The organism is Balneatrix alpica DSM 16621 (assembly GCF_000619885.1).
In the GTDB taxonomy this organism is placed as follows: domain Bacteria; phylum Pseudomonadota; class Gammaproteobacteria; order Pseudomonadales; family Balneatricaceae; genus Balneatrix; species Balneatrix alpica.
This window is the reverse complement of record NZ_JHUZ01000015.1, coordinates 40,588-60,872: the sequence shown is the minus strand read 5'-3', so window position 1 is coordinate 60,872 and position 20,285 is coordinate 40,588. Positions and strand designations below refer to the sequence as shown.

At 50.4% G+C, this 20,285-nt stretch carries 23 protein-coding genes; 21 read left to right on the top strand and 2 right to left on the bottom strand.

What is annotated here, in order from left to right:
* The first annotated feature begins 87 nt into the window (after positions 1 to 87).
* From Q334_RS0107845 to Q334_RS18430, 19 genes are all read left to right on the top strand, one after another.
* Complete coding sequence (locus Q334_RS0107845) at positions 88 to 600, top strand: flagellar basal body-associated FliL family protein (protein WP_027312721.1); 513 nt, start codon at positions 88 to 90, stop codon at positions 598 to 600.
* Between the two features lie 8 nt (positions 601 to 608).
* Positions 609 to 1,574: a flagellar motor switch protein FliM gene (fliM, locus tag Q334_RS0107840; protein WP_027312720.1), complete on the top strand. Its 966-nt coding sequence runs from the start codon at positions 609 to 611 to the stop codon at positions 1,572 to 1,574.
* Positions 1,575 to 1,634: 60 nt separating this feature from the next.
* Entirely contained in the window at positions 1,635 to 2,090 is a 456-nt protein-coding gene (gene fliN, locus Q334_RS0107835) for a flagellar motor switch protein FliN (RefSeq protein WP_027312719.1), read from the top strand.
* A gap of 150 nt (positions 2,091 to 2,240) precedes the next feature.
* The gene (locus Q334_RS20280) at positions 2,241 to 2,519 is read left to right on the top strand and encodes a FliO/MopB family protein (RefSeq protein ID WP_342667455.1); all 279 of its coding nucleotides are present in this window, start codon (positions 2,241 to 2,243) and stop codon (positions 2,517 to 2,519) included.
* A gap of 118 nt (positions 2,520 to 2,637) precedes the next feature.
* Positions 2,638 to 3,252, top strand: a complete 615-nt coding sequence (gene fliP, locus Q334_RS0107825) for a flagellar type III secretion system pore protein FliP (RefSeq protein WP_370328974.1) — start codon at positions 2,638 to 2,640, stop codon at positions 3,250 to 3,252.
* Positions 3,253 to 3,263: 11 nt separating this feature from the next.
* Entirely contained in the window at positions 3,264 to 3,533 is a 270-nt protein-coding gene (locus Q334_RS0107820; protein WP_027312717.1) for a flagellar biosynthetic protein FliQ, read from the top strand.
* Between the two features lie 2 nt (positions 3,534 to 3,535).
* Positions 3,536 to 4,318 (top strand): flagellar biosynthetic protein FliR, encoded by a 783-nt coding sequence (fliR, locus tag Q334_RS0107815; protein WP_027312716.1) that lies wholly within the window; start codon positions 3,536 to 3,538, stop codon positions 4,316 to 4,318.
* Complete coding sequence (gene flhB / locus Q334_RS0107810) at positions 4,311 to 5,450, top strand: flagellar biosynthesis protein FlhB (RefSeq protein WP_027312715.1); 1,140 nt, start codon at positions 4,311 to 4,313, stop codon at positions 5,448 to 5,450. Before fliR ends, flhB begins: the two co-directional genes overlap by 8 nt.
* 79 nt (positions 5,451 to 5,529) lie before the next feature.
* Positions 5,530 to 7,641 carry a flagellar biosynthesis protein FlhA gene (flhA, locus tag Q334_RS0107805; protein ID WP_027312714.1) on the top strand — a complete coding sequence of 704 codons (2,112 nt, stop codon included), beginning with the start codon at positions 5,530 to 5,532 and terminating at the stop codon, positions 7,639 to 7,641.
* Positions 7,642 to 7,788: 147 nt separating this feature from the next.
* Positions 7,789 to 9,210 (top strand): flagellar biosynthesis protein FlhF, encoded by a 1,422-nt coding sequence (flhF, locus tag Q334_RS0107800; protein ID WP_162157426.1) that lies wholly within the window; start codon positions 7,789 to 7,791, stop codon positions 9,208 to 9,210.
* Positions 9,211 to 9,263: 53 nt separating this feature from the next.
* Positions 9,264 to 9,983 carry an RNA polymerase sigma factor FliA gene (locus Q334_RS0107795; RefSeq protein ID WP_027312712.1) on the top strand — a complete coding sequence of 240 codons (720 nt, stop codon included), beginning with the start codon at positions 9,264 to 9,266 and terminating at the stop codon, positions 9,981 to 9,983.
* 90 nt (positions 9,984 to 10,073) lie between these two features.
* Positions 10,074 to 10,454 carry a response regulator gene (locus tag Q334_RS0107790; protein ID WP_439897759.1) on the top strand — a complete coding sequence of 127 codons (381 nt, stop codon included), beginning with the start codon at positions 10,074 to 10,076 and terminating at the stop codon, positions 10,452 to 10,454.
* Positions 10,455 to 10,466: 12 nt separating this feature from the next.
* Entirely contained in the window at positions 10,467 to 11,273 is an 807-nt protein-coding gene (locus tag Q334_RS0107785; protein WP_027312710.1) for a protein phosphatase CheZ, read from the top strand.
* Between the two features lie 11 nt (positions 11,274 to 11,284).
* Positions 11,285 to 13,666, top strand: a complete 2,382-nt coding sequence (locus Q334_RS0107780) for a chemotaxis protein CheA (RefSeq protein ID WP_027312709.1) — start codon at positions 11,285 to 11,287, stop codon at positions 13,664 to 13,666.
* A 38-nt stretch (positions 13,667 to 13,704) separates the two neighbouring features.
* Positions 13,705 to 14,868, top strand: coding sequence for a protein-glutamate methylesterase/protein-glutamine glutaminase (locus Q334_RS0107775; protein WP_027312708.1), 1,164 nt, complete (start codon positions 13,705 to 13,707; stop codon positions 14,866 to 14,868).
* Positions 14,869 to 14,872: 4 nt separating this feature from the next.
* Positions 14,873 to 15,682: a ParA family protein gene (locus Q334_RS0107770; protein WP_027312707.1), complete on the top strand. Its 810-nt coding sequence runs from the start codon at positions 14,873 to 14,875 to the stop codon at positions 15,680 to 15,682.
* The gene (locus Q334_RS18435) at positions 15,675 to 16,478 is read left to right on the top strand and encodes a chemotaxis protein CheW (protein ID WP_051527618.1); all 804 of its coding nucleotides are present in this window, start codon (positions 15,675 to 15,677) and stop codon (positions 16,476 to 16,478) included. Before Q334_RS0107770 ends, Q334_RS18435 begins: the two co-directional genes overlap by 8 nt.
* A 37-nt stretch (positions 16,479 to 16,515) precedes the next feature.
* Positions 16,516 to 16,995 carry a chemotaxis protein CheW gene (locus Q334_RS0107760; protein ID WP_027312706.1) on the top strand — a complete coding sequence of 160 codons (480 nt, stop codon included), beginning with the start codon at positions 16,516 to 16,518 and terminating at the stop codon, positions 16,993 to 16,995.
* 49 nt (positions 16,996 to 17,044) lie between these two features.
* The gene (locus tag Q334_RS18430; RefSeq protein ID WP_245593669.1) at positions 17,045 to 17,464 is read left to right on the top strand and encodes a DUF2802 domain-containing protein; all 420 of its coding nucleotides are present in this window, start codon (positions 17,045 to 17,047) and stop codon (positions 17,462 to 17,464) included.
* Positions 17,465 to 17,480: 16 nt separating this feature from the next.
* Here Q334_RS18430 and Q334_RS18425 read toward each other — a convergent pair whose 3' ends face one another.
* Entirely contained in the window at positions 17,481 to 17,774 is a 294-nt protein-coding gene (locus tag Q334_RS18425; RefSeq protein WP_035461119.1) for an EscU/YscU/HrcU family type III secretion system export apparatus switch protein, read from the bottom strand.
* 14 nt (positions 17,775 to 17,788) lie between these two features.
* Complete coding sequence (locus Q334_RS0107745) at positions 17,789 to 18,730, bottom strand: flagellar hook-length control protein FliK (RefSeq protein WP_162157425.1); 942 nt, start codon at positions 18,728 to 18,730, stop codon at positions 17,789 to 17,791.
* 208 nt (positions 18,731 to 18,938) lie between these two features.
* Here Q334_RS0107745 and ccmA point away from each other — a divergent pair, with 208 nt between their 5' ends.
* Both ccmA and ccmB read left to right on the top strand, forming a co-directional pair.
* On the top strand, positions 18,939 to 19,583 hold the full coding sequence (ccmA, locus tag Q334_RS0107740; RefSeq protein ID WP_027312704.1) for a cytochrome c biogenesis heme-transporting ATPase CcmA: 645 nt from the start codon (positions 18,939 to 18,941) through the stop codon (positions 19,581 to 19,583).
* On the top strand, positions 19,576 to 20,283 hold the full coding sequence (gene ccmB, locus Q334_RS0107735; protein ID WP_376836808.1) for a heme exporter protein CcmB: 708 nt from the start codon (positions 19,576 to 19,578) through the stop codon (positions 20,281 to 20,283). Before ccmA ends, ccmB begins: the two co-directional genes overlap by 8 nt.
* Positions 20,284 to 20,285 lie beyond the last annotated feature (2 nt).

The window sequence follows — 20,285 nt, the reverse complement described above, 5'->3', positions numbered from 1 at the left end:
TCAGCGTGGGGCAGGCAATTTCCCGCCTGCTCTTTTATAATCCTTGCAAATCAAATAGCTGAGTAAGCAGATTGGCTGGGGGGATACATGGCTGACGACGATGCCAAGGATGAAGTAAAACCATCTGGCGGTAAAAAGAAGCTGATCATTATTGTCGTTTTAGCATTACTGTTATTGGGCGGTGGTGGTGCAGCGGCTTACTTTTTCTTATTGGCGCCTTCAGCGGATGAACCTGCGGCAGAAGCTGCTGCCCCAGTTAAATTGCGGGCAGAGTACGTTAAACTGCGTATGCCCGGTGACAAGCCTTCTTTTGTTGTCTCGTTAATGGACTCGAGCGGACGCCAGCGTTTCATGCAAGTATTCGTCGAAGCCAAGGTGCGAGATCCTGCGATTAACGAGGCGCTAAAACTCCATATGCCATTAGTGGTAGACCGTCTCAACTTTCTTTTTAGTTCTGCCAATTTCCTGGAGATTCAAACCCATGAAGGACGCATAGCGATGCAAAAGCAAGCGCTTGATGCGGTCAAAGAAATTCTTCAGGCAGAGATGGGTAAGGCTGATGTTGAGGCAATACTCTTCACCAATTTGGTGTTGCAGTAGGAGGCCTTGTGCAGGACTTACTGTCACAAGACGAAATTGATGCGCTCTTACACGGAGTTGACGACGGTGAGGTAGAAACCGAAGGCGATTCCGAGGTAGATGGTGCGCGTAATTACGACTTAACCAGCCAAGATCGGATCGTGCGTGGGCGGATGCCTACGCTGGAAATGATCAACGAACGTTTTGCACGCTATACCCGCATTAGCTTATTTAACTTCCTGCGTCGTAGTGCTGACGTATCGGTGGGCGGTATTCAAATTCTCAAATTTGGTGAATATGTCCACACTCTTTATGTTCCTACCAGCTTGAACTTGGTGAAGTGCCGTCCTTTGCGAGGGACGGGGCTGTTTATCCTGGATGCCAAATTAGTATTTAAGCTGGTGGATAATTTTTTTGGTGGGGATGGTCGTCACGCTAAGATTGAGGGGCGTGAATTCACGCCAACAGAGACCCGTATCGTCCAGAAAGTGCTAGAGCTGGTCTTTAAAGATTTACATGAAGCTTGGGCGCCAGTAATGAAACTGGATTTCGAGTATGTAAACTCGGAAGTTAACCCGGCGATGGCGAATATCGTCAGCCCTAGCGAAGTTGTTGTGGTGAATACCTTCCATATTGAATTGGATGGCGGTGGCGGCGACCTGCATATCACCATGCCTTATTCCATGTTAGAACCGGTGCGGGATATTCTCGACTCCGGGGTACAGAGTGATGTGGATGAAAAGGATGAGCGTTGGGTCAAGTCACTGCAGAATGAGATTATGGATGTCAATGTGTTGATCAACACGGTTGTCGCCCGGCGACAGATCTCCTTGCGTGATGTTTTGGAAATGGAACCAGGTGACATCATTCCAGTTGAGTTGCCAGAGCAGTTAACCCTCACCGCCAACGACATTCCTGTATTTCGCGGTAAGCTTGGGGTGAGCAAGAAAAATCTTGCCTTTAAGATCACCGAGCAGTTCAAGTTGCCACGCTAGGTGGTAAGAATTCATGCGGGTTAGATACTCCGACCTGATATTAGTGAGAATGTAGCCGATATGAGTGACGAAAATACACCAAAGGATGACCAAGCGCTTGCGGATGAGTGGGCGGCGGCAATGTCGGAACAAGGTCCTGAGGGAGAGGATGATCCCTGGGCAGATGCTTTGGCAGAACAAGAGGCAAGCGAAGGCGGTGCTGCTAAGGTTGAGCTAGACGAGCTGCGTGATGAAGGTATGCCGGTGGATACTGATCGTCCGAATCTTGAAGTGATTCTGGATATCCCGGTGACGATATCGATGGAAGTGGGGCATACCGAAATATCCATTCGCAATCTGTTGCAACTGAACCAGGGGTCCGTTGTTGAGCTGGACCGTATGGCGGGTGAGCCTTTGGATGTCATGGTGAATGGCACCTTGATTGCTCATGGTGAGGTGGTTGTAGTGAACGAACGCTTTGGTATCCGTCTGACGGATGTCATCAGTCCGGCTGAACGTATCAAGAAGTTGCGTTAATGATCTTGAAACTCCTATGGAGCCTGGCATTGGCATGCTTGGCTATATCGGTTGGGGCTGAAACAGCGGCTCCAACTCCGATGCCATCAGTTGTACCTTCCTGGGGCACGGTGTTGCTTGGCTTGCTCGCCGTAGTCGGCACCATTTTGGCTGTCTACTGGCTGCTTAAGCAATTACGCTTGCCTGGAGTGGGGGGGGCGCCCGGATTGGCGTGTGTTGGCGATGATGAACCTGGGTGGGCGTGAGCGAATAATGCTGGTTCAGGTGGGAAAAGAGCAAGTTTTGTTAGGGGTGACCCCTCAAGCTGTCAATGTGCTAGCACGCTATGATCAGCCCGTTTTGGCGGAGGAGGTTGCTAGTGCCAACTTTGCGGAACAGCTGCGTCAGGCGCTAGGGAAGCCTGTGATCAAGGACCAGCAGCATGATTAGAGCGGGTTGGCTGGGCTTGTTGCTAAGTATGCCGATGTTGGCCTGGGGAGCTGATCCAGGTATTCCTGCCTTAGAAATCACCACCGCCGCAGACGGTAGTCAGAATCTTACCGTAACCATGCAAATACTGTTGGCTATGACGGCTCTGTCATTGTTGCCAGCCGTATTGCTGATGATGACTTCCTTTACGCGCATCATAATTGTCTTTTCTATTTTGCGGCAGGCGTTAGGGTTGCAGCAGGCGCCATCAAACCAAATTTTGGTGGGGTTAGCGCTATTTCTCACTTTTTTTATTATGCAGCCGGTCTTCAATGAGATTAATGCCCGTGCTTTACAACCCTATATGAATGAGCAAATTGACGCCCGTACCGCATTGGAAGAAGCGGGTAAGCCAATGCATCGTTTTATGCTGGAGCAGACTCGGGAAGATCATTTAGCCCTGTTCGTTCGCCTTGCAGATGAGCAGAATCTGCAAGGGCCAGAGCAAGTACCCTTTAATATTCTTATTCCAGCCTTTATTACCAGTGAGTTGAAAACCGCATTTCAAATCGGCTTTATGATTTTCATTCCCTTCTTGGTCATTGACCTGGTGGTGGCCAGCGTGTTGATGGCGATGGGGATGATGATGCTATCGCCCATTATTGTGTCATTGCCTTTTAAAATAATGCTCTTTGTCTTGGTCGATGGCTGGGCCATGATCATGGGAACCTTGGCTGCCAGTTATGGCCTCTAGTGGGGTAAATGATGAGTCCAGAAGTCGCACTCGATCTTTATCGCCAAGCTTTTATGCTGATTATTGTGTTGGTCAGTGTGATTGTTGTGCCCAGCTTGTTAGTGGGGTTGATGGTGTCCGTTTTTCAGGCTGCAACTCAGATTAACGAGCAGACTCTGAGCTTTTTACCCCGTTTATTAGTGACCATTGGGGTCATTATGTGGGCCGGTCCCTGGATCGTTGGGCAGATTATGGATCTGTTTAACTACCTCTTTATGAATATCCCCGTACTCATTGGCTAACCATGATTAGTCTTGATTTGGCGGCGGTTGAACAATGGGTGTTGGCCTTTTTGTTGCCGTTTTTCCGTGTAACAGGATTTGTGGTTGCTGCCCCTATTTTTGGTGCCCGTATGGTGCCAGCCCGAGTCAAAGTCTTTCTAGTGTTAGCGATTACCTTGATTCTAGTGCCGATTGTTCCAGAAGGTGGATATGTTGGGCATTTTGGCTTACAGGTCTGGTTGCAGGGCATCGCGCAGTTATTGATTGGTATTTTGCTTGGTTTTGTGGTGCAGATTCTGTTTCAGATTGTGGTGCTGGCTGGGCAGTTTTTGGCGATGCAAATGGGGTTAGGCTTCGCTGCAGTTAATGATCCCGTGAATGGGATGTCGGTTGTGGCGCTGAGTCAGTTTTATCTGTTATTGAGTACGTTGCTTTTTTTGGTCATGAATGGGCACTTGGTCATTCTGGGGATGCTGGCGGATAGTTTTGTCTGGTTACCAGTAGGGCAATGGCCTGATAGCGAGTCTTTCTGGCGCATAGCCCAAGGCGGAAGCTGGATGTTTGCTAGCGCGTTAAGCCTGGCTCTGCCGGGCATCATTGCTTTGGGGTTGGTGAATTTCGCTTTTGGCATTATCACCAAGGCAGCTCCCCAGCTGAACATTTTCGCGATTGGCTTTCCTTTTACTCTAATCTTTGGGTTATTTATTTTTTGGGCGGGGCTGGTCGATACCATCTGGCAGCACCGTACCTTTATGGACTTCCTGTTTAATTGGATGCCCACCTTGATAGGAGGCGGCCATGGCTGAACAAGAAGGTCAAGAAAAGACCGAACAGCCGACATCCAAGCGCCTGGAAGAGGCGCGTGGTAAAGGTGATGTGCCCCGCTCACGGGAGCTGACAACGGTATTGCTGCTCCTCACTAGTGTGGCTTTTGTCTTTATGTTTGGTGGCCATATGGTGGATGTGTTTAGCCGTATCCTGCGTTTTAACCTAGAGCTGGATGAAAAGGGTATCAAGGATACTCACTCAATGTTTTTGCATTTTGAGGCTTCGGCATGGGAGGCAACGTTAGCTGTTTCAGGCTTGGTGTTGGCATTAGGTGCGATTTCCATTGCCGCAACCGTATTGGTTGGTGGATGGAATTTTTCCTCCGAGGCGTTGATGCCGCAGTTGTCGCGGATGAATCCCTTGTCAGGGATTAAGCGTATGTTTTCGGTGCAGTCGCTGATTGAGTTGTTAAAGGCGATAGGCAAGTTTGTCATCGTGGCTTCTGTGGCAGTTGCGCTCTTGTGGTTCAGCCAAGATGATTTGCTGCTGATGGGGCGTCAGGACGTTGAGGTGGCAATGGCTCATGGCGCAGACATGCTGCTGTGGGGATTTCTATTTTTATCTTCTGCTATGGTGTTAATCGCCATGTTAGATGTGCCTTTTCAGCTGTATCAATATACCGAAAAGCTGAAAATGACCAAGCAAGAAGTGCGCGATGAGATGAAAAATTCCGAGGGTAACCCGGAAGTTAAAGGACGTATCCGGCGTTTGCAGCGTGAGATGTCAATGCGGCGAATGATGGCGAATGTGCCCAAGGCGGATGTGGTAATTACTAACCCGACGCACTTTGCGGTGGCGCTGCAGTATAGTGGTAAGGGGGCGCCGATTTTGGTTGCCAAGGGGGAGGACATGATCGCCGCTAAAATTCGTGAGATCGCCGAAGCTTATAATGTGCCGATGCTTTCCGCTCCTCCATTAGCACGTTCCATTTACTACACTACCGAGCTGGATCAAGAAATACCTGGGGGGCTCTACATCGCCGTGGCCCAGGTATTAGCTTATGTCAGCCATTTGCGTGCTTGGCGCCGTCGCCAGGGGCCAAAGCCTGTGGTGCCTAAGAACTTGCCGATTCCTGATGATTTGCGTCGGGATGAAGAGCGCCCTACCTAAGTGGCAATGCAGTGCGGCGCTTGCCAGTGAGTCTGAATTACGTATGCTTACAGGGCACGTTTGCTGGTAGCGCTATTTCATGGCTTTAGATCGAGCCCAACTCAGTACCCATCTCCGCAGTTTGAGCCGCGGTAGTCTCGGCGTTCCTATCTTATTGCTGGTATTGCTGGCAATGATGACATTGCCGATGCCGCCTTTTCTGTTGGACGTCTTTTTTACATTTAACATCGCACTGTCGCTGGTGATTCTGCTTGTCAGTGTCTATGCCATGCGACCACTGGATTTTGCGGTGTTTCCTACTGTCCTCTTGGTTGCCACCTTATTGCGCCTGGCGCTGAACGTTGCCTCAACGCGAGTTGTCTTACTCTATGGTCATGAAGGGGGAGATGCAGCTGGCAAGGTGATTGCCGCCTTCGGTGAGGTTGTGATCGGTGGCAACTATGTGGTGGGCTTGGTCGTTTTTGCCATTTTGATGATTATTAACTTTGTGGTGGTCACCAAGGGAGCAGGCCGTATTTCTGAAGTGAGCGCACGCTTTATTCTGGATGCTATGCCTGGTAAGCAAATGGCTATCGACGCTGATTTGAATGCTGGGTTAATCAACCAGGAAGAGGCTCAGCGGCGGCGACAGGATATTACCCAGGAAGCGGACTTCTATGGCTCTATGGATGGTGCCAGTAAGTTTGTCCGTGGCGATGCGGTGGCGGGTATCCTGATTCTTTTTATCAACATTATTGGTGGTTTGCTCATTGGCATGTTGCAGCATGGGCTTAGTTTCAATGATGCAATTCGTATCTACATTTTGTTAACCATCGGTGATGGTTTGGTCGCACAAATACCTTCCTTATTACTATCTACCGCTGCGGCAGTGATAGTGACGCGTGTTAGCACCTCTGAAGACATGGGGCAGCAAGTTAGTCGGCAAATGTTTTCCTCGCCTAAGGCATTGGCAGTTACGGCTGGGATTATGCTGATTATGGGAATTATCCCTGGTATGCCTCATCTGGCTTTTATTGGCTTAGCTGCCTTGGCGGGGGGCGGAGCCTACTGGGTGCATAAACGTAACCAAGAACAGGCTCGTCTGGAGCTGGAAGACCAGCGGCGTCAGACCGTAGTGGCGGATGCGCCGGAGCAGCGGGACTTGAGTTGGGATGATGTGGGGCCAGTCGATATGGTTGGCTTAGAAGTTGGTTACCGTTTAATTCCGTTAGTGGATAAATCTCAGGGTGGTCAGTTATTAACCCGCATTAAGGGAGTGCGGAAGAAGCTTTCCCAAGATTTAGGCTTCTTGGTGCCTTCTGTGCATATTCGCGACAATCTTGACTTAATGCCTGGTGGTTATCGAATCACCATTATGGGAGTAATTGTAGGGGAGGCGGAAATCTATCCCGATAAAGAGTTGGCGATTAATCCTGGCCAAGTGTTTGGTAGTTTGCGCGGAATAGAAGCTAAAGATCCTGCCTTTGGCTTGGATGCAGTCTGGATTGATCCGGGACAAAAAGATCATGCTCAGACCTTGGGATATACAGTGGTTGATCCTAGTACTGTCATTGCAACCCACTTAAATCAGGTGATGCATGAAAGTTCGGCAGAAATGCTAGGCCACGAAGAAGTGCAACATCTTTTGGATAATCTGGCTAAAACAGCACCGAAGCTGGTCGAGTCCTTGGTGCCTGGCATGCTATCGGTTAGTATTGTCTTGAAAGTATTGCAAAATTTGTTGCGTGAGCAGGTGCCGATCAGGGATATTCGTACTATTGCTGAGGCCTTAGCAGAGGCCGCGCCAAGGGGGCAGGATCCGGTGCAGTTAACTGCTGCGGTACGAATTGCCCTAGCAAAAATGATTATTCAGAACATAAATGGTAATCAGCAGGATTTGCCGGTTATTACTCTGGACCCTCAGTTGGAACAATTATTATTGCGTTCGTTCCAACAGAGTCAGCAAAGCCAGGAGGATGGGCTTATACTTGAGCCGGGCATGGCTGAGCGTTTGCAGCGATCGTTGCAAGAAGTGGCTCAGCAGCAAGAAATGGCTGGTCGCCCTGCAGTATTGCTAGTGGCTGCCCCGATAAGGCCATTGATGGCAAAGTTTGTACGTTATGGCGTACAAAGCATTCATGTGCTTTCTTATCAAGAAATACCTGAGAACAAACAGATAACAATAGTGGCCACCGTCGGCGGTCAAGCATAACAACAGTGTGGCGCGGGTAGACTTAGCAGCATATGAGCGGAACTCATAGCAGGAGGGGACGCATTGAAGATTAAGCGCTTCTTTGCCCCTGATATGCGACAAGCAATGAGACAGGTCCGACAGGAAGTTGGCCCTGACGCTGTTATTTTGTCTAATAAGCGCGTGGCTGGTGGTATTGAAATCATGGTGGCGATTGATTATGAGCCACCTGCTAGCCAAGCAGCTCCCGCTACCAAAAGCTCACCTAGTGCTGCTCCCCAATCAGAACGTCGTACACCTGATGCATATACTGATCCTCGTTTACTTATAGATGATGCGGCAGAGGCTCCAACAGATGTCTATTCCAGTGCTTCTATCCGTGCTGGTAAGAGTCCTTCTCCCTTAGCAAAACGTTTTCAGCAAGAGCGACAAGGCCAGCAAGGGCGTATTCATGCGCCAGGTGAGCCAATGCGCTCAGAACGGGGACTGGATACCGAGTCCATTGCCACGCTATTAGCGCGTCTGGAGCAAGAGCGTCAATCGCGTCGCCAAACAGAGCCTAGATCTCATTCAACGGCAATGCAGGAGCCGGCAGCGCCTCCTGCGCAGCCAGAGCCAGCTCCTACATATCACTCTCAAACTGGTGTAGCCCGTGAAGAGCCTTCATCGACGATCGCGGCGATGAAGTCAGAAATTGAACAGTTGCGAGGCTTGTTGGAGCGTCAACTCCATCGGCCTAAACCCAGTGGGCAGGACCCACATAAAAATGTGCAAATTCAGCTTCAAACGCGCCTGCATAAGCTTGGGTTAGCGGTTCCCTTATCGCGAAAGCTTTCGCAGCTGGCAGAAGGTGAGGCGGACGTACGCCAAGCTTGGAAACACACTTTAGCTAAGTTGGCGGAGCAGGTTTTAACTTACCCAGATGACTTGGCTGAACGCGGTGGGATGCTGGCGCTGATTGGGCCAACGGGGAGTGGCAAAACCACTACTATTGGCAAATTAGCTACTCGTTATGTTTTGCAACATGGCAGTGCTGGTTTGGCATTGGTTACGACAGATTGCTATCGTATTGCTGCCCATGAGCAGTTACGAGTGTTTGGCCATATTCTTGATGTACCGGTCAGAGTGGTGGATGAGCGTCACTCTCTCAATGAAGTTTTACATTCTCTTCGTGATAAAACCTTGGTGCTGATTGATACTGCCGGAATGAGCGCGCAGGATGTGCATCGTGATAAACAGTTGCGTCAGCTCAACCAGGTTTCCTTAAAAATGCGTAAACTCCTGGTTTTGCCTTGTACCAGCCAATTGCAGGTGTTAAGAGCTGCTTATCAGAGTTATCGACCTCTAGGGGTAGATGGTGGTGTGCTTACAAAAGCGGATGAAGCCCTGAACTTAGGAGAGGCTCTTAGTGTGGTGATTGAGCAGGGGTTGCGCATTGCCTACATTACCGATGGTCAGCGGGTGCCAGATGATTTAGCTCTGGCGAAGTCTGCCAGTTTGGTCAGTCGAGCGTTGCATATTGTCGATCAGGCGACAGAAAGTGTATCTATCAGCCAGCATTTTGCTCAAAGCCTTGGGCGAGCGGGTTGAGTCAGTATATAGAGTATGACGAATCAGCGTTTTCGGGGTAAGAAAGGAAAGGCATGTACACTCCTTCGTCTTTAGCATCAGGGCAGGATTTGGTTACCCAGTACGCGCCTTTGGTAAAGCGTATCGCTTATCACTTGATGGCGAGGTTACCCTCCAATGTGGTTTTGGAGGATCTCCTTCAGGCCGGCATGATCGGTTTGTTAGAAGCATCACGGAAGTATGATGCTAGTAAGGGAGCAAGTTTTGAGACCTATGCTGGTATCCGTATCCGCGGCGCCATCATAGATGAAGTGCGTAAGGGAGATTGGTCTCCTCGTTCGGTGCATCGTAATGGGCGACGTGTGAGTGAAGCAATTCAGTCGATTGAGGCGCGTACCGGACGAGAAGCGAAGGATCAGGAAATTGCCAGCGAGCTTGGAGTTTCCTTGGCTGAATACCATAGCATGTTACAGGACAGTGCTTGTACGAAGCTGTTTAGTTTCGATGCCCTGACTGGGCAGGATGAAGATGAACCGGCCATGCAAGTGGCAGGGGTGGAAGCCTCTCCAGAGCATGCGCACACACAAGAAGAGTTTGCTAGTAGCTTAGCGGCGGCCATTGAAACGCTGCCTGAGCGGGAGCGGTTAGTCTTATCGTTGTATTATGATGAGGAACTGAACTTAAAAGAAATTGGTGCAGTATTGGGGGTGAGTGAATCGCGTGTATGCCAAATACATAGTCAGGCAGCGATGCGTTTGCGTGCTAAGTTGGCGGGATGGCGTGATTCTGTTTAAGCTCCTCTTGTAAAGAATTGAAGCTAAACTAGTTTTAAGAGCATTGGGCTCAGCCGTTGAGGCATGACGGAGGTTGCCTTGGATAAAAACATGAAAATTCTCATTGTCGACGATTTCTCCACAATGAGACGGATTATCAAAAACTTGCTGCGCGACCTCGGCTTCACCAACACTGTGGAAGCTGATGATGGCAGTACAGCGTTGCCCATTCTGAAGAGTGGCAATATCGATTTTCTGGTGACGGACTGGAATATGCCCGGCATGACAGGTATCGATTTGCTTAAGGCAGTGCGTGCTGATCCTAAACTTTGCCGCCTTCCAGTGCTGATGGTGACAGCAGAAGCTAAGCGAGAGCAGATCATTGCAGCTGCTCAAGCGGGGGTAAATGGTTACGTGGTTAAGCCCTTCACGGCAGCCGTTCTGAAGGAAAAGATTGAAAAAATCTTCGAACGTATTGATGCCGCTCAATAAGGTAGCCCTGATATGACGGGAAAAGAAACAGTAGAGCTGCACGATTTTGAGCAGACCCTGCGTAAAGGGGCTGATGAGATTGTGGGGCAGCTTGAAAATGGCGATTTCAGCGGGGCCATTCAGGTCATCCACCGTTTGAGTGAAGCGCGTAACGAGGCGCTCTATCATGAAGTGGGTAAGCTGACACGAGCGCTGCATGAGTCAATCAAGTCGTTCCATAACGATATGGAACACAATCCGATTGTTGCTAATGCAACCAATGCGGCGGAAGTCAACAACATAGCTGATGCGTCTGAGCGCCTGAGCTATGTACTTGAACTCACCAGTAATGCGGCTAATCGCACCATGGATATGGTGGATATGTGTGTGCCCTTGGCGGATCAGCTTGGTAATCAGGCACAAATGCTGCGTAAAGACTGGTCGAAGTTAGTTAAGCGGGAAATGGATGCTCAGGCGTTTCGTGAGCTATTCAAGCGTACTTCCGACTTCTTGACTGAGGTCGAAAAAGGCTCAACTACCCTGAACTCCAATCTAACTGAAATCCTGATGGCTCAGGGTTATCAGGACTTAACTGGTCAATTGATCAAGCGTGTTATTACGCTCGTGACAGAAGTAGAGCGTAGCTTGGTAAGCATGGTGCGCATGGCTGGTAAGGTTGATTGTATTACTGGCATCAAGCATGACATGGTTGATGTTGAAGAACGAAATCAGCAACACAAGCAGAAAGGCGAAGGTCCTCAGCTGCCTAGTGCCGGCAAAAAGGATGTGGTATCCGGCCAGGACGAAGTAGATGACCTGTTGTCGAGTCTCGGATTCTGAGGAGCGGCCGGATGAGCTTAGAAGTAGATGAAGAAATTCTTCAGGACTTTCTGGTCGAGGCAGGCGAAATTCTTGAGCTGCTCTCTGAGCAACTTGTGGACCTGGAACAGCGTCCTGAAGATCGTGATCTGCTGAACGCCATTTTCCGTGGTTTTCATACAGTCAAAGGGGGAGCTGGCTTTTTACAACTCACCGCCCTGGTGGATTGTTGTCATATAGCGGAGAACGTCTTCGATATTCTGCGTAATGGTAAACGCAGAGTGACTTCTGAGCTGATGGATGTCGTCCTTCAGGCTCTTGATACTGTTAATGCTATGTTTGAGCAGGTGCGCTCTGGGCAAGAGCCGACTCCTGCCGATCCAAACTTACTCCATGCATTATCTCTTTTGGCTGAGCCGGAAGATGAGAATGCCGTGGCGGCAGAGGCAGCATACGAAGAGCCTGAATATGTTGTAGAGGAAGAGACTTCGTCAGAGGTAGAGCCGTCTGGCGATATCTCTGACGATGAGTTTGAGCACTTGCTCCAGGTGATTTCAGATGAACAGGAAGCGGCGGAAGTTGCTCAGTCTGAGGTAGAAGAAACTACCGCTAGTGGAGATGAAATCACTGAGGATGAGTTTGAGCATCTGCTAGATGAGCTGCATGGTGCAGGAAAAGGCCCCTCTGTGGTGGCGGAGTCTACACCTGTGGCCCCCGCGCCGGTGGCCGAAGACTCAGGTGACATCACTGATGATGAGTTTGAAGCCTTGCTCGATCAGCTGCATGGAGAAGGTAAGCATGCTGGCGTACCCCAGCAAGCTGAAGAAGAGCCCAGTGCGCCTGCTGCCGCACCTGTCAGCGAGAGCAAAAGTGGCAATGAAGATCTCATTACAGACGATGAGTTCGATAAGTTAATGGATGAGTTGCAGGGGCAGGGGAAAGGCGCGTTTGCGCACTTCCAGGGAGAAGAAGCACCTGCAGCCTCTGCACCTGAAACAAAACCAGTAAAAGCTCCGGAGCCTGCCAAACCAGCAACTCCGCCTGCGGTTAAGCCGGCTGCCGCAGCCAAACCAGCTGCTGCGCCTGTGACTAAACCTGCGCCTGCGCCTGCGGCTACTAAGCCAGTCGCACCTGTTAAGCCTGCAGCACCTGCGGCACCCGCAAAAGTGGAGGCGCCCGCTGCCCGCGTACCGGCAGCAGCTCCTGCCGCGCCGGCCAAGGCTGCAGCAGATAAAGCGCCTGCTGCAGAAACAACGGTGCGTGTTGATACCAAGCGCCTTGATGACATCATGAATATGGTGGGTGAGTTGGTATTGGTTCGTAACCGCTTGGTGCGAATTGGTATGAAGAATGACGACGAAGAGTTAGCCAAAGCAGTGGCGAGCTTGGATGTTGTCACGGGTGATTTGCAGACATCTGTGATGAAGACCCGAATGCAGCCGATTAAAAAGGTGTTTGGTCGTTTCCCCAGGGTTGTGCGTGATTTGGCCAGAACACTGAAAAAAGAGGTGAATCTGGAGTTAATCGGTGAAGAAACCGATTTGGATAAGAACCTAGTAGAAGCCTTGGCTGATCCGCTTGTCCACTTGGTACGCAATGCAGTTGATCACGGCGTAGAGTCTCCTGATGTCCGGGAACAAGCCGGTAAACCTCGTGGTGGGACAGTGATACTTTCTGCCCAGCAGGAAGGGGATCATATTTTGTTGTCCATCGATGACGATGGCGCAGGTATGGATCCGGAAAAATTGCGTCAAAAAGCGGTAGAGAAAGGCGTGTTAGATGCCGATGCTGCAGAGCGTCTTTCTGACACAGAGTGTTTCCATCTGATTTTTGCACCAGGCTTCTCCACTAAGACCGAGATTTCGGATGTATCTGGTCGTGGTGTGGGTATGGATGTGGTGAAAACAAAGATCACCCAGCTCAATGGCTCACTCAGTGTTAAGTCAATAAAAGGCAAAGGATCGCGTATAGAGATCAAGGTACCCTTAACCTTGGCCATTATGCCGACCCTGATGATTATGCTGGATAATCAAGCATTTGCTTTGCCGCTGGTGAATGTCAATGAGATCTTCAATCTGGATCTGACTAAGACCAATGTGGTGGATGGCCAGGAAGTGGTAGTGGTGAGAGAGAAGCCCCTGCCCCTGTTCTATTTGCATCGTTGGTTGGTTGATATGCCCCGGGATGAAAAGCGTGCTAAAACCGGTCATGTGGTCATCGTGAATGTGGGCACTCAGCGAGTTGGTTTTGTTGTTGATCAGCTGGTAGGGCAAGAAGAAGTCGTGATTAAACCCCTTGGCAAGATGTTACACGGAACGCCAGGTATTTCTGGAGCAACCATTACCGGTGACGGACGTATTGCGTTGATCTTGGATTTGCCTAGTCTTTTGAAGCATTATGCTTCTCGTTCCTGAGTAATGGGCGTTAGTTCGCCTTAGGTAGGAGTTTAATAATGCCCATCACCGTGTTGGTGGTAGATGACTCGGCTTTCTTTCGTCGGCGAGTAACGGAAATACTGGAGGCTGATCCGCGTTTTCGTGTGGTAGGTACTGCAGACAATGGTCGGGTGGCAATTGATAAAGCGGTTCAATTGTCACCTGATGTTATTACCATGGATTATGAAATGCCGTCGATGGATGGTATTTCTGCTGTTACCGAGATCATGAAGCGGCGTCCTACGCCGGTGTTGATGTTTTCCTCTCTTACATACGAAGGAGCACGTATTACGCTTCAGGCTTTAGAGGCTGGAGCGGTAGATTATTTGCCGAAAAATTTTGATGACTTTTCCCGTAATCGTGAGCAAATGGAGCGAAGCTTACGGGATAAGGTTTATGCTGTAGCAACTAGCCGCCGTCGCGCGTTTGCTCCCAGTGTGAGCGACTACTCCAGCGCGCAGCCCCGCAGCGCTCAGGCTCCAAGTCCGGTTGGTTCTACCGGGGTGTCGGCTTTACGTGCTGCCCGCCCTGCGAGTACTACAAGCGCTACGCCACCTCGTCCGGCACCGGTTGCTCCCCCTCCTACACCTATCAGTAGAGCCCTGGGTAAGAAAGTACAATTATTGGCGATAGGTACTTCTACTGGAGGGCCTGTTGCGCTTCAGGAAGTGTTGACTAAGCTGCCTGCATCTTTTCCAGTTCCGATTGTATTGGTTCAGCATATGCCAGCCGCCTTTACCAAAGCTTTTGCAGAACGACTTAACCAACTCTGCCAGATTCAGGTTAAAGAGGCTGAGGATGGTGATGAGCTTCGCCCAGGGGTGGCATTACTTGCTCCAGGGGGAAAACAAATGATGGTGGAGCAGCGGCAAGGTGCGAGGGTGCGCATTTTACCGGGCGATGAGCGTCTGAATTACAAGCCGTCAGTCGATGTTACCTTTGGTTCAGCAGCGAAGCAGTTCCCAGGCAAAGTATTGGCTTTAGTATTAACGGGGATGGGGGCTGACGGTCGAGAAGGTTCACGAATGTTGAAAGAAACGGGTAGTTTGGTTTGGGCCCAGAGTGAACGAACCTGCGTTATTTATGGAATGCCAATGGCAGTCGTCAAAGCGAATTTAGCCGATGAGATTCTCGACCTGGAAGAAATGGGCGGTCGAATCGTAAAGGCCGTGCAGGGGTAAGGACATGCGTATTTGGGCGGTAGCCAACCAAAAAGGAGGGGTTGGTAAGACAACAACGGTAGTAACTCTAGCGGGACTGCTGGCCGATCAAGGCAAGTCTGTACTTACGTTAGACTTGGATCCCCATGGCTCTTTAACGAGCTATTTTCGTTATGACCCGGATCAGCTCGAAGGTAGTGCTTATGACTTGTTTAAGCAAAGTCAGTTATTAGGGCAGGGTTTGGCAGAGTCTTTGTTGCTGGAAACCAGTCACCCTAATATTTCTTTGATTGGTGCATCCACGGCTATGGCCACATTGGAGCGTCAAGCCACCGGTCAAGATGGCATGGGGTTGGTGGTATCGAAGGCGCTTGTCAGTTTATGGGATCAATTTGACCATGTGATCTTAGATAGTCCACCTGTATTAGGAGTACTAATGGTCAATGCTATGGCAGCTTGTGAGCGGTTGATCATTCCTGTACAGACGGAGTTTTTGGCCATCAAAGGGCTAGAGCGAATGATGCGGACCTTGCTGTTGGTTAATAAGGCACGGAAAAGACCACTGCCCTTTACGGTATTGCCAACTTTTTATGACAGACGCACACAGGCGTCCGTACAAAGCTTGAGGATGATTCGTAATAGTTACCCTGAATATGTGGCTAATGCAGTTATCCCGATAGACACTAAATTTCGTAACGCGAGCACTGCAGGGGTTGTGCCCTCAGCGTTGGATGCGGGCAGTCGTGGAGTACGGGCTTACAATATGCTGTTGAAAAGTTTGTCTGGTGAGGATGAGCAGGTGCCTGCCTCTGTGTTAGAGGAAGCCTATGAGTAAGCTTAAGTCCACCACCCAATCGGAAGCCAAGCTAGCCTTAGAAACCTATCTGGATGCACTGCTGAATGATATGCCGGTTGTGGAGGATGAACCGGCTGTGGTCGAATCACCTGCACCTGCACCTGCACCTGCACCTGCACCTGCACCTGCACCTGCACCTGCACCTGCACCTGCACCTGCACCGAAAAAAGAGCTTACACCTGCTAAGCCAGCGGCGCAGCCAAATGAGTTTGAGCCACTCCCGCAACAGGGTAATGGTGCGGGGGCCATACCACCGCCGGCAAATGAGCGTCCACAATGGGGGCAGGGACGGTTTGAGTGTTTGATGTTCAATGTCGCAGGCTTGAAGCTCGCAGTGCCTTTAGTATCCCTTGGAGGGGTTTTGACACTTTCGGAGAAAGGGTTGACGCCTTTATTTGGGCAGGCACCCTGGTTTATGGGGTTGTTGCCGGGCCATAGTGGACGCATGATCAAGGTAGTAGATACCGCCTTATGGGTGATGCCAGAGAAGTATCAGGAAGATTATCGCCAGGGCATGCGTTATGTGATTTTGATCGAAGGATGTGACTGGGGGTTAGCTTGTCATGAAGTGGCAGAAGCGATCACCCTAGAGCCTGATCAGATTCGCTGGCGCACTGAGCGGGGTAAGCGTCCCTGGTTGGCTGGTACGGTAATAGACCATATGTGTGCGGTAATGGACATTGCCATGTTAGGGCAGTTATTAAACGCGGACGATAAGAATTTTCCTAAGCAGGCCGGCCAGGTGGCTGGGAACTCCAATAATAAGTTGAGGTGAGCGCCTCGAGTGCGCCTTGTAATACCGAGGATAAGCTATGGCCAGCAATCATTCTAAAGTGACCAACGATACTGTTTTGCAGTGGGTGACGTTCCGGTTGGATCGGGAAGTGTACGGTGTCAACGTAATGCAGGTACAGGAAGTGTTGCGCTATACCGACATTGCTCCTGTGCCAGGTGCCCCTTCTTATGTGCTGGGTATTATCAACTTGCGTGGCAATGTGGTGACGGTAATCGACACTCGCCAGCGTTTTGGTCTGGTGCCCGCTGAAATTACTGATAACTCTCGTATCATTATCATCGAAGTGAATCATCAGGTGGTGGGGATACTGGTGGATGCCGTGGCCGAGGTGGTCTATCTCAGCCAATCTGAAATTGAGAGTCCTCCTGCCTTAGGTAATGAAGAGAGTGCTAAGTTTATCCATGGGGTTTGCCATAAGAATGACCGTTTGCTCATTCTGGTTGAGCTAGATAAGCTGATGACAGAAGATGAGTGGGCTGAAATTGCCAATCTCTGATCAGTGATTAGCCCTGCTGCAAGGTATGGCGGCAACCCCGGATAGGATAATGATGACAGCCTCGTTTAGCGCTGGAGTATTAATCGGCATAGGTGTGCTTGCGATCTTGGCCCTGATCTTAGCGATCTGGGCCTGTGTGCGTTTGGTGCAGCAGCAACGTCAGTATCAGGCCCTGTTGACCCTGTTGCGTAGCGAGGTCGATTTAATGAGTCATAGCACCATTGGTGTGGGGCAACGCTTAGTTGATGTGGAAAAGCGTTTGAACCAAACCGTCGAGCGTCAGCAACGAATGGAGGGGCGTGAGAGCGGTGGTGCAGCTATTACTCAAGCGGCCAAGCTAATGGAGATGGGGGCTTCTGTGGATGATGTGATCGTCAACTGTGGGATTGGGCGTCCAGAGGCCGAACTGATTGCATTATTACATCGAGAAGTGCGTCCTGAGCCGCGTAAGCGTGTTCGTCAATCTTAGCTTTTTGAGTGCGGTTTTAAGTGGGGGGCGTTAGCCCCTTTTCTCGTTGTTTGGCATCACTCAGGTTGTAGATGAATGCCAAAATCTCAGCGACTGCAATATAGAGCTGTTCGGGAATTTCATCACCAGGTTCCAATTGGCTTAGCATGGCTGCTACTTCAGGGCTTTCATGTAGCGGAATGTTGTGTTCTTGGGCAAGTTTTATGATGGCTTCAGCAATATAGCCACTACCGATGGCAGTCACGCGAGGAGCTCGATCCTCACCGTGCTTATATTCTAGTGCTGTAGCAAGTTTGACCTTTTTTTTCATATTTAATGCTCTGCTTAGGCACGTGTATCAATCAACGGCGTATGGGTGTTGCTTGTTTGAGCGCTGCTAGGGGGCTCGCCAATAAAGCATTGGCAGAGCTGCACCGGAATACCACGCTGCTGTAAGTGCTGGGCCAGCTGATCCCAATCAGCTTTTGAAATGCGCTGTTGCCAAGTCTGATTAGGTACCCAGAGTGTGATCGCTAGGGAGTGTTGCCAATCAAGGCGTAAGTGCAGCTTTCCTTCCTGGTCGGGTTCCAGTTCGATATCGATCTGCCAATGACGCTGGGGCTCTTCTTCTTCCGCCAAGCTGTGCTCACGCCGCTGAATCCGCCAGTCTAAGGCTTCGAGTTGTTGCTGGTTATTGATGAGCAGTTGTAACTGCTGGGAGTCTTGTTGCGGTTCTTGGCGCAGTAGATTTTGAATTTGGCTGACTTGCACTTTGGCCAGACGACCTTCAACCAGTTTTTTAAGCGGGTGGTTGTCGGGTAGCAGGGCAGCCAGTTGTAGCAGTTGGACCTTATGGTCGCGGCTTACATCCTGCCCTTTCAGTAAACGTGTTTCGCTAAAGAAACCGCTGTCTTGCACAGCTTGTCGAAGTGTGTCCGGCTGTTTCAAACTCTCCCTATTCGGCAGTCCTTCGCTTAGTCTATGCAGCGCCTGCCAAGCTTGAGGGCTGATGCCTAAACTCTGTGCCGGTAATTTGAGTAGGGCTAGTAAGTTCTGTAGTTGCCCGGGTTCCAGTTGACGCGGTAGGGCTTGGCGTAGTCCCTGTTGCAGGGTACTAAGTTCTTGACTGAGCCCACCACCAACCAGCTGTAGCTGGGTAGGGGTTTGTGCACGTAAAGTGACCTCTTGACCGCTCTGCAAAGGTAATTGGCTAAATGCTTGTAGTTGTTGTCCGTTAGCAGTACGCAATTGAACCTGGCTGCCGCCATTGGGCATAGGCAGGCTCATTAATACCTGAGCTTTGAATACTGAGCCTGTAGCAGGCTGCGACGAAGGTTTTGATGCTAAAGCACCTTCAGGCTTGGATGTCAGTATCAAGCTGGGTTGGAGTAATGCTGGCAGACTAATGTTCATGCGCTTTGTTGTGCCAAGTCAGGACGCTCTGGTTTTATTTCTATATAATCTGCGCCTTTCTGGCAAAAGGAGAAAGAGCAGGGTGACGGCCATATTGCTGCAAGCCAAGCAATTGGGAATGGAGCGGGATGATCGCCTGTTATTCCGACAGCTTAGTTTTAGTTTGGCAGCGGGGGAAGTCCTGCAAGTGGAAGGGCCCAATGGTGCGGGCAAAACCACCTTGCTCAAGTGTATAGGCCGTTTGTTGCGCCTAAGTGCTGGCGAATTGTACTGGCAAGGGCAGCCGTTGGCAGAGGTACAGGCGGAGTATTTCTCCCAAATGCTTTATTGTGGCCATGGTACGGGCATAAAGGCTGCTCTGACTCCTTTAGAGAATCTCCGTTGGTTAGCGGGGTTGCAACCTCATTTACAGGCTGAACAAGCCCGCCAGGCATTAAGTCAAGTAGGGTTGGCTCGTTACGAAGATGTACCTTGCTACCAACTCTCAGCAGGGCAACAGCGCCGGGTTAATCTTGCGCGATTGTATATGACCACAGCTCCTTTATGGGTTTTAGATGAACCCTTTACGGCGATCGATCGTAAAGGGGTGCAAGCACTTGAGCAGCATCTTCAGGCAAAGGCTGCCGCGGGAGGCAGTGTGATTTTTACCACCCACCATGAATTATCTGCAGATTTTAGCTGTCGACGCTTGAGTTTGGATGGTAAGGGAGGAGCTCAGCTTGACTGAAGCGTCAGAAAAGGGGCCGCAGGGAAGTTGGTGGCGGGGCTGGTGGTGCTTGTTGCAGCGGGATCTTACTTTGGCGATGCGCAATCGCCTGGAGTGGCTCAATCCCTTGATGTTCTTTGTGATGGTCGTGACACTGTTTCCTCTTGCAGTCAGTCCGGAACCTAAGTTTTTGGCACAGCTGGCGCCCGGTATTTTGTGGGTCGCCGCACTTTTAGCCACTTTGTTATCCATGGATATGGTGTTTAAAGGGGATTTTGATGAGGGGGCGCTGGAACAGCTGCTGGTAAGTGAATTGCCCTTGGCTTGGCTAGTCACTGCTAAGGTGGTGGCGTACTGGCTAGTTACCGGACTCCCCCTCACCTTGGCGGCGCCGGTATTGGCGCTGATGTTAAATTTGCCGGAGCAGGCATATTCAGCATTGGCTTTGAGCCTGTTGTTGGGCACCCCGACGTTATGTCTTTTGGGGGCAATAGGTGCGGCCTTGGTGGTAGGGCTAAAGCGTGGAGGTATCCTGTTGTCACTAATTATTCTGCCGCTCTATATCCCAGTCTTAGTATTTGGGGCAGGTAGTGTAACCGCTGCCAGCGCGGGGATGGCAATCACAGGACAGCTAGCGGTGTTAGCCGCCCTATTGGTATTGGCGCTTACGCTGGCACCCTGGGCGATAGCGGCTGCATTACGTATTAGTGCAAATGGGTAGTA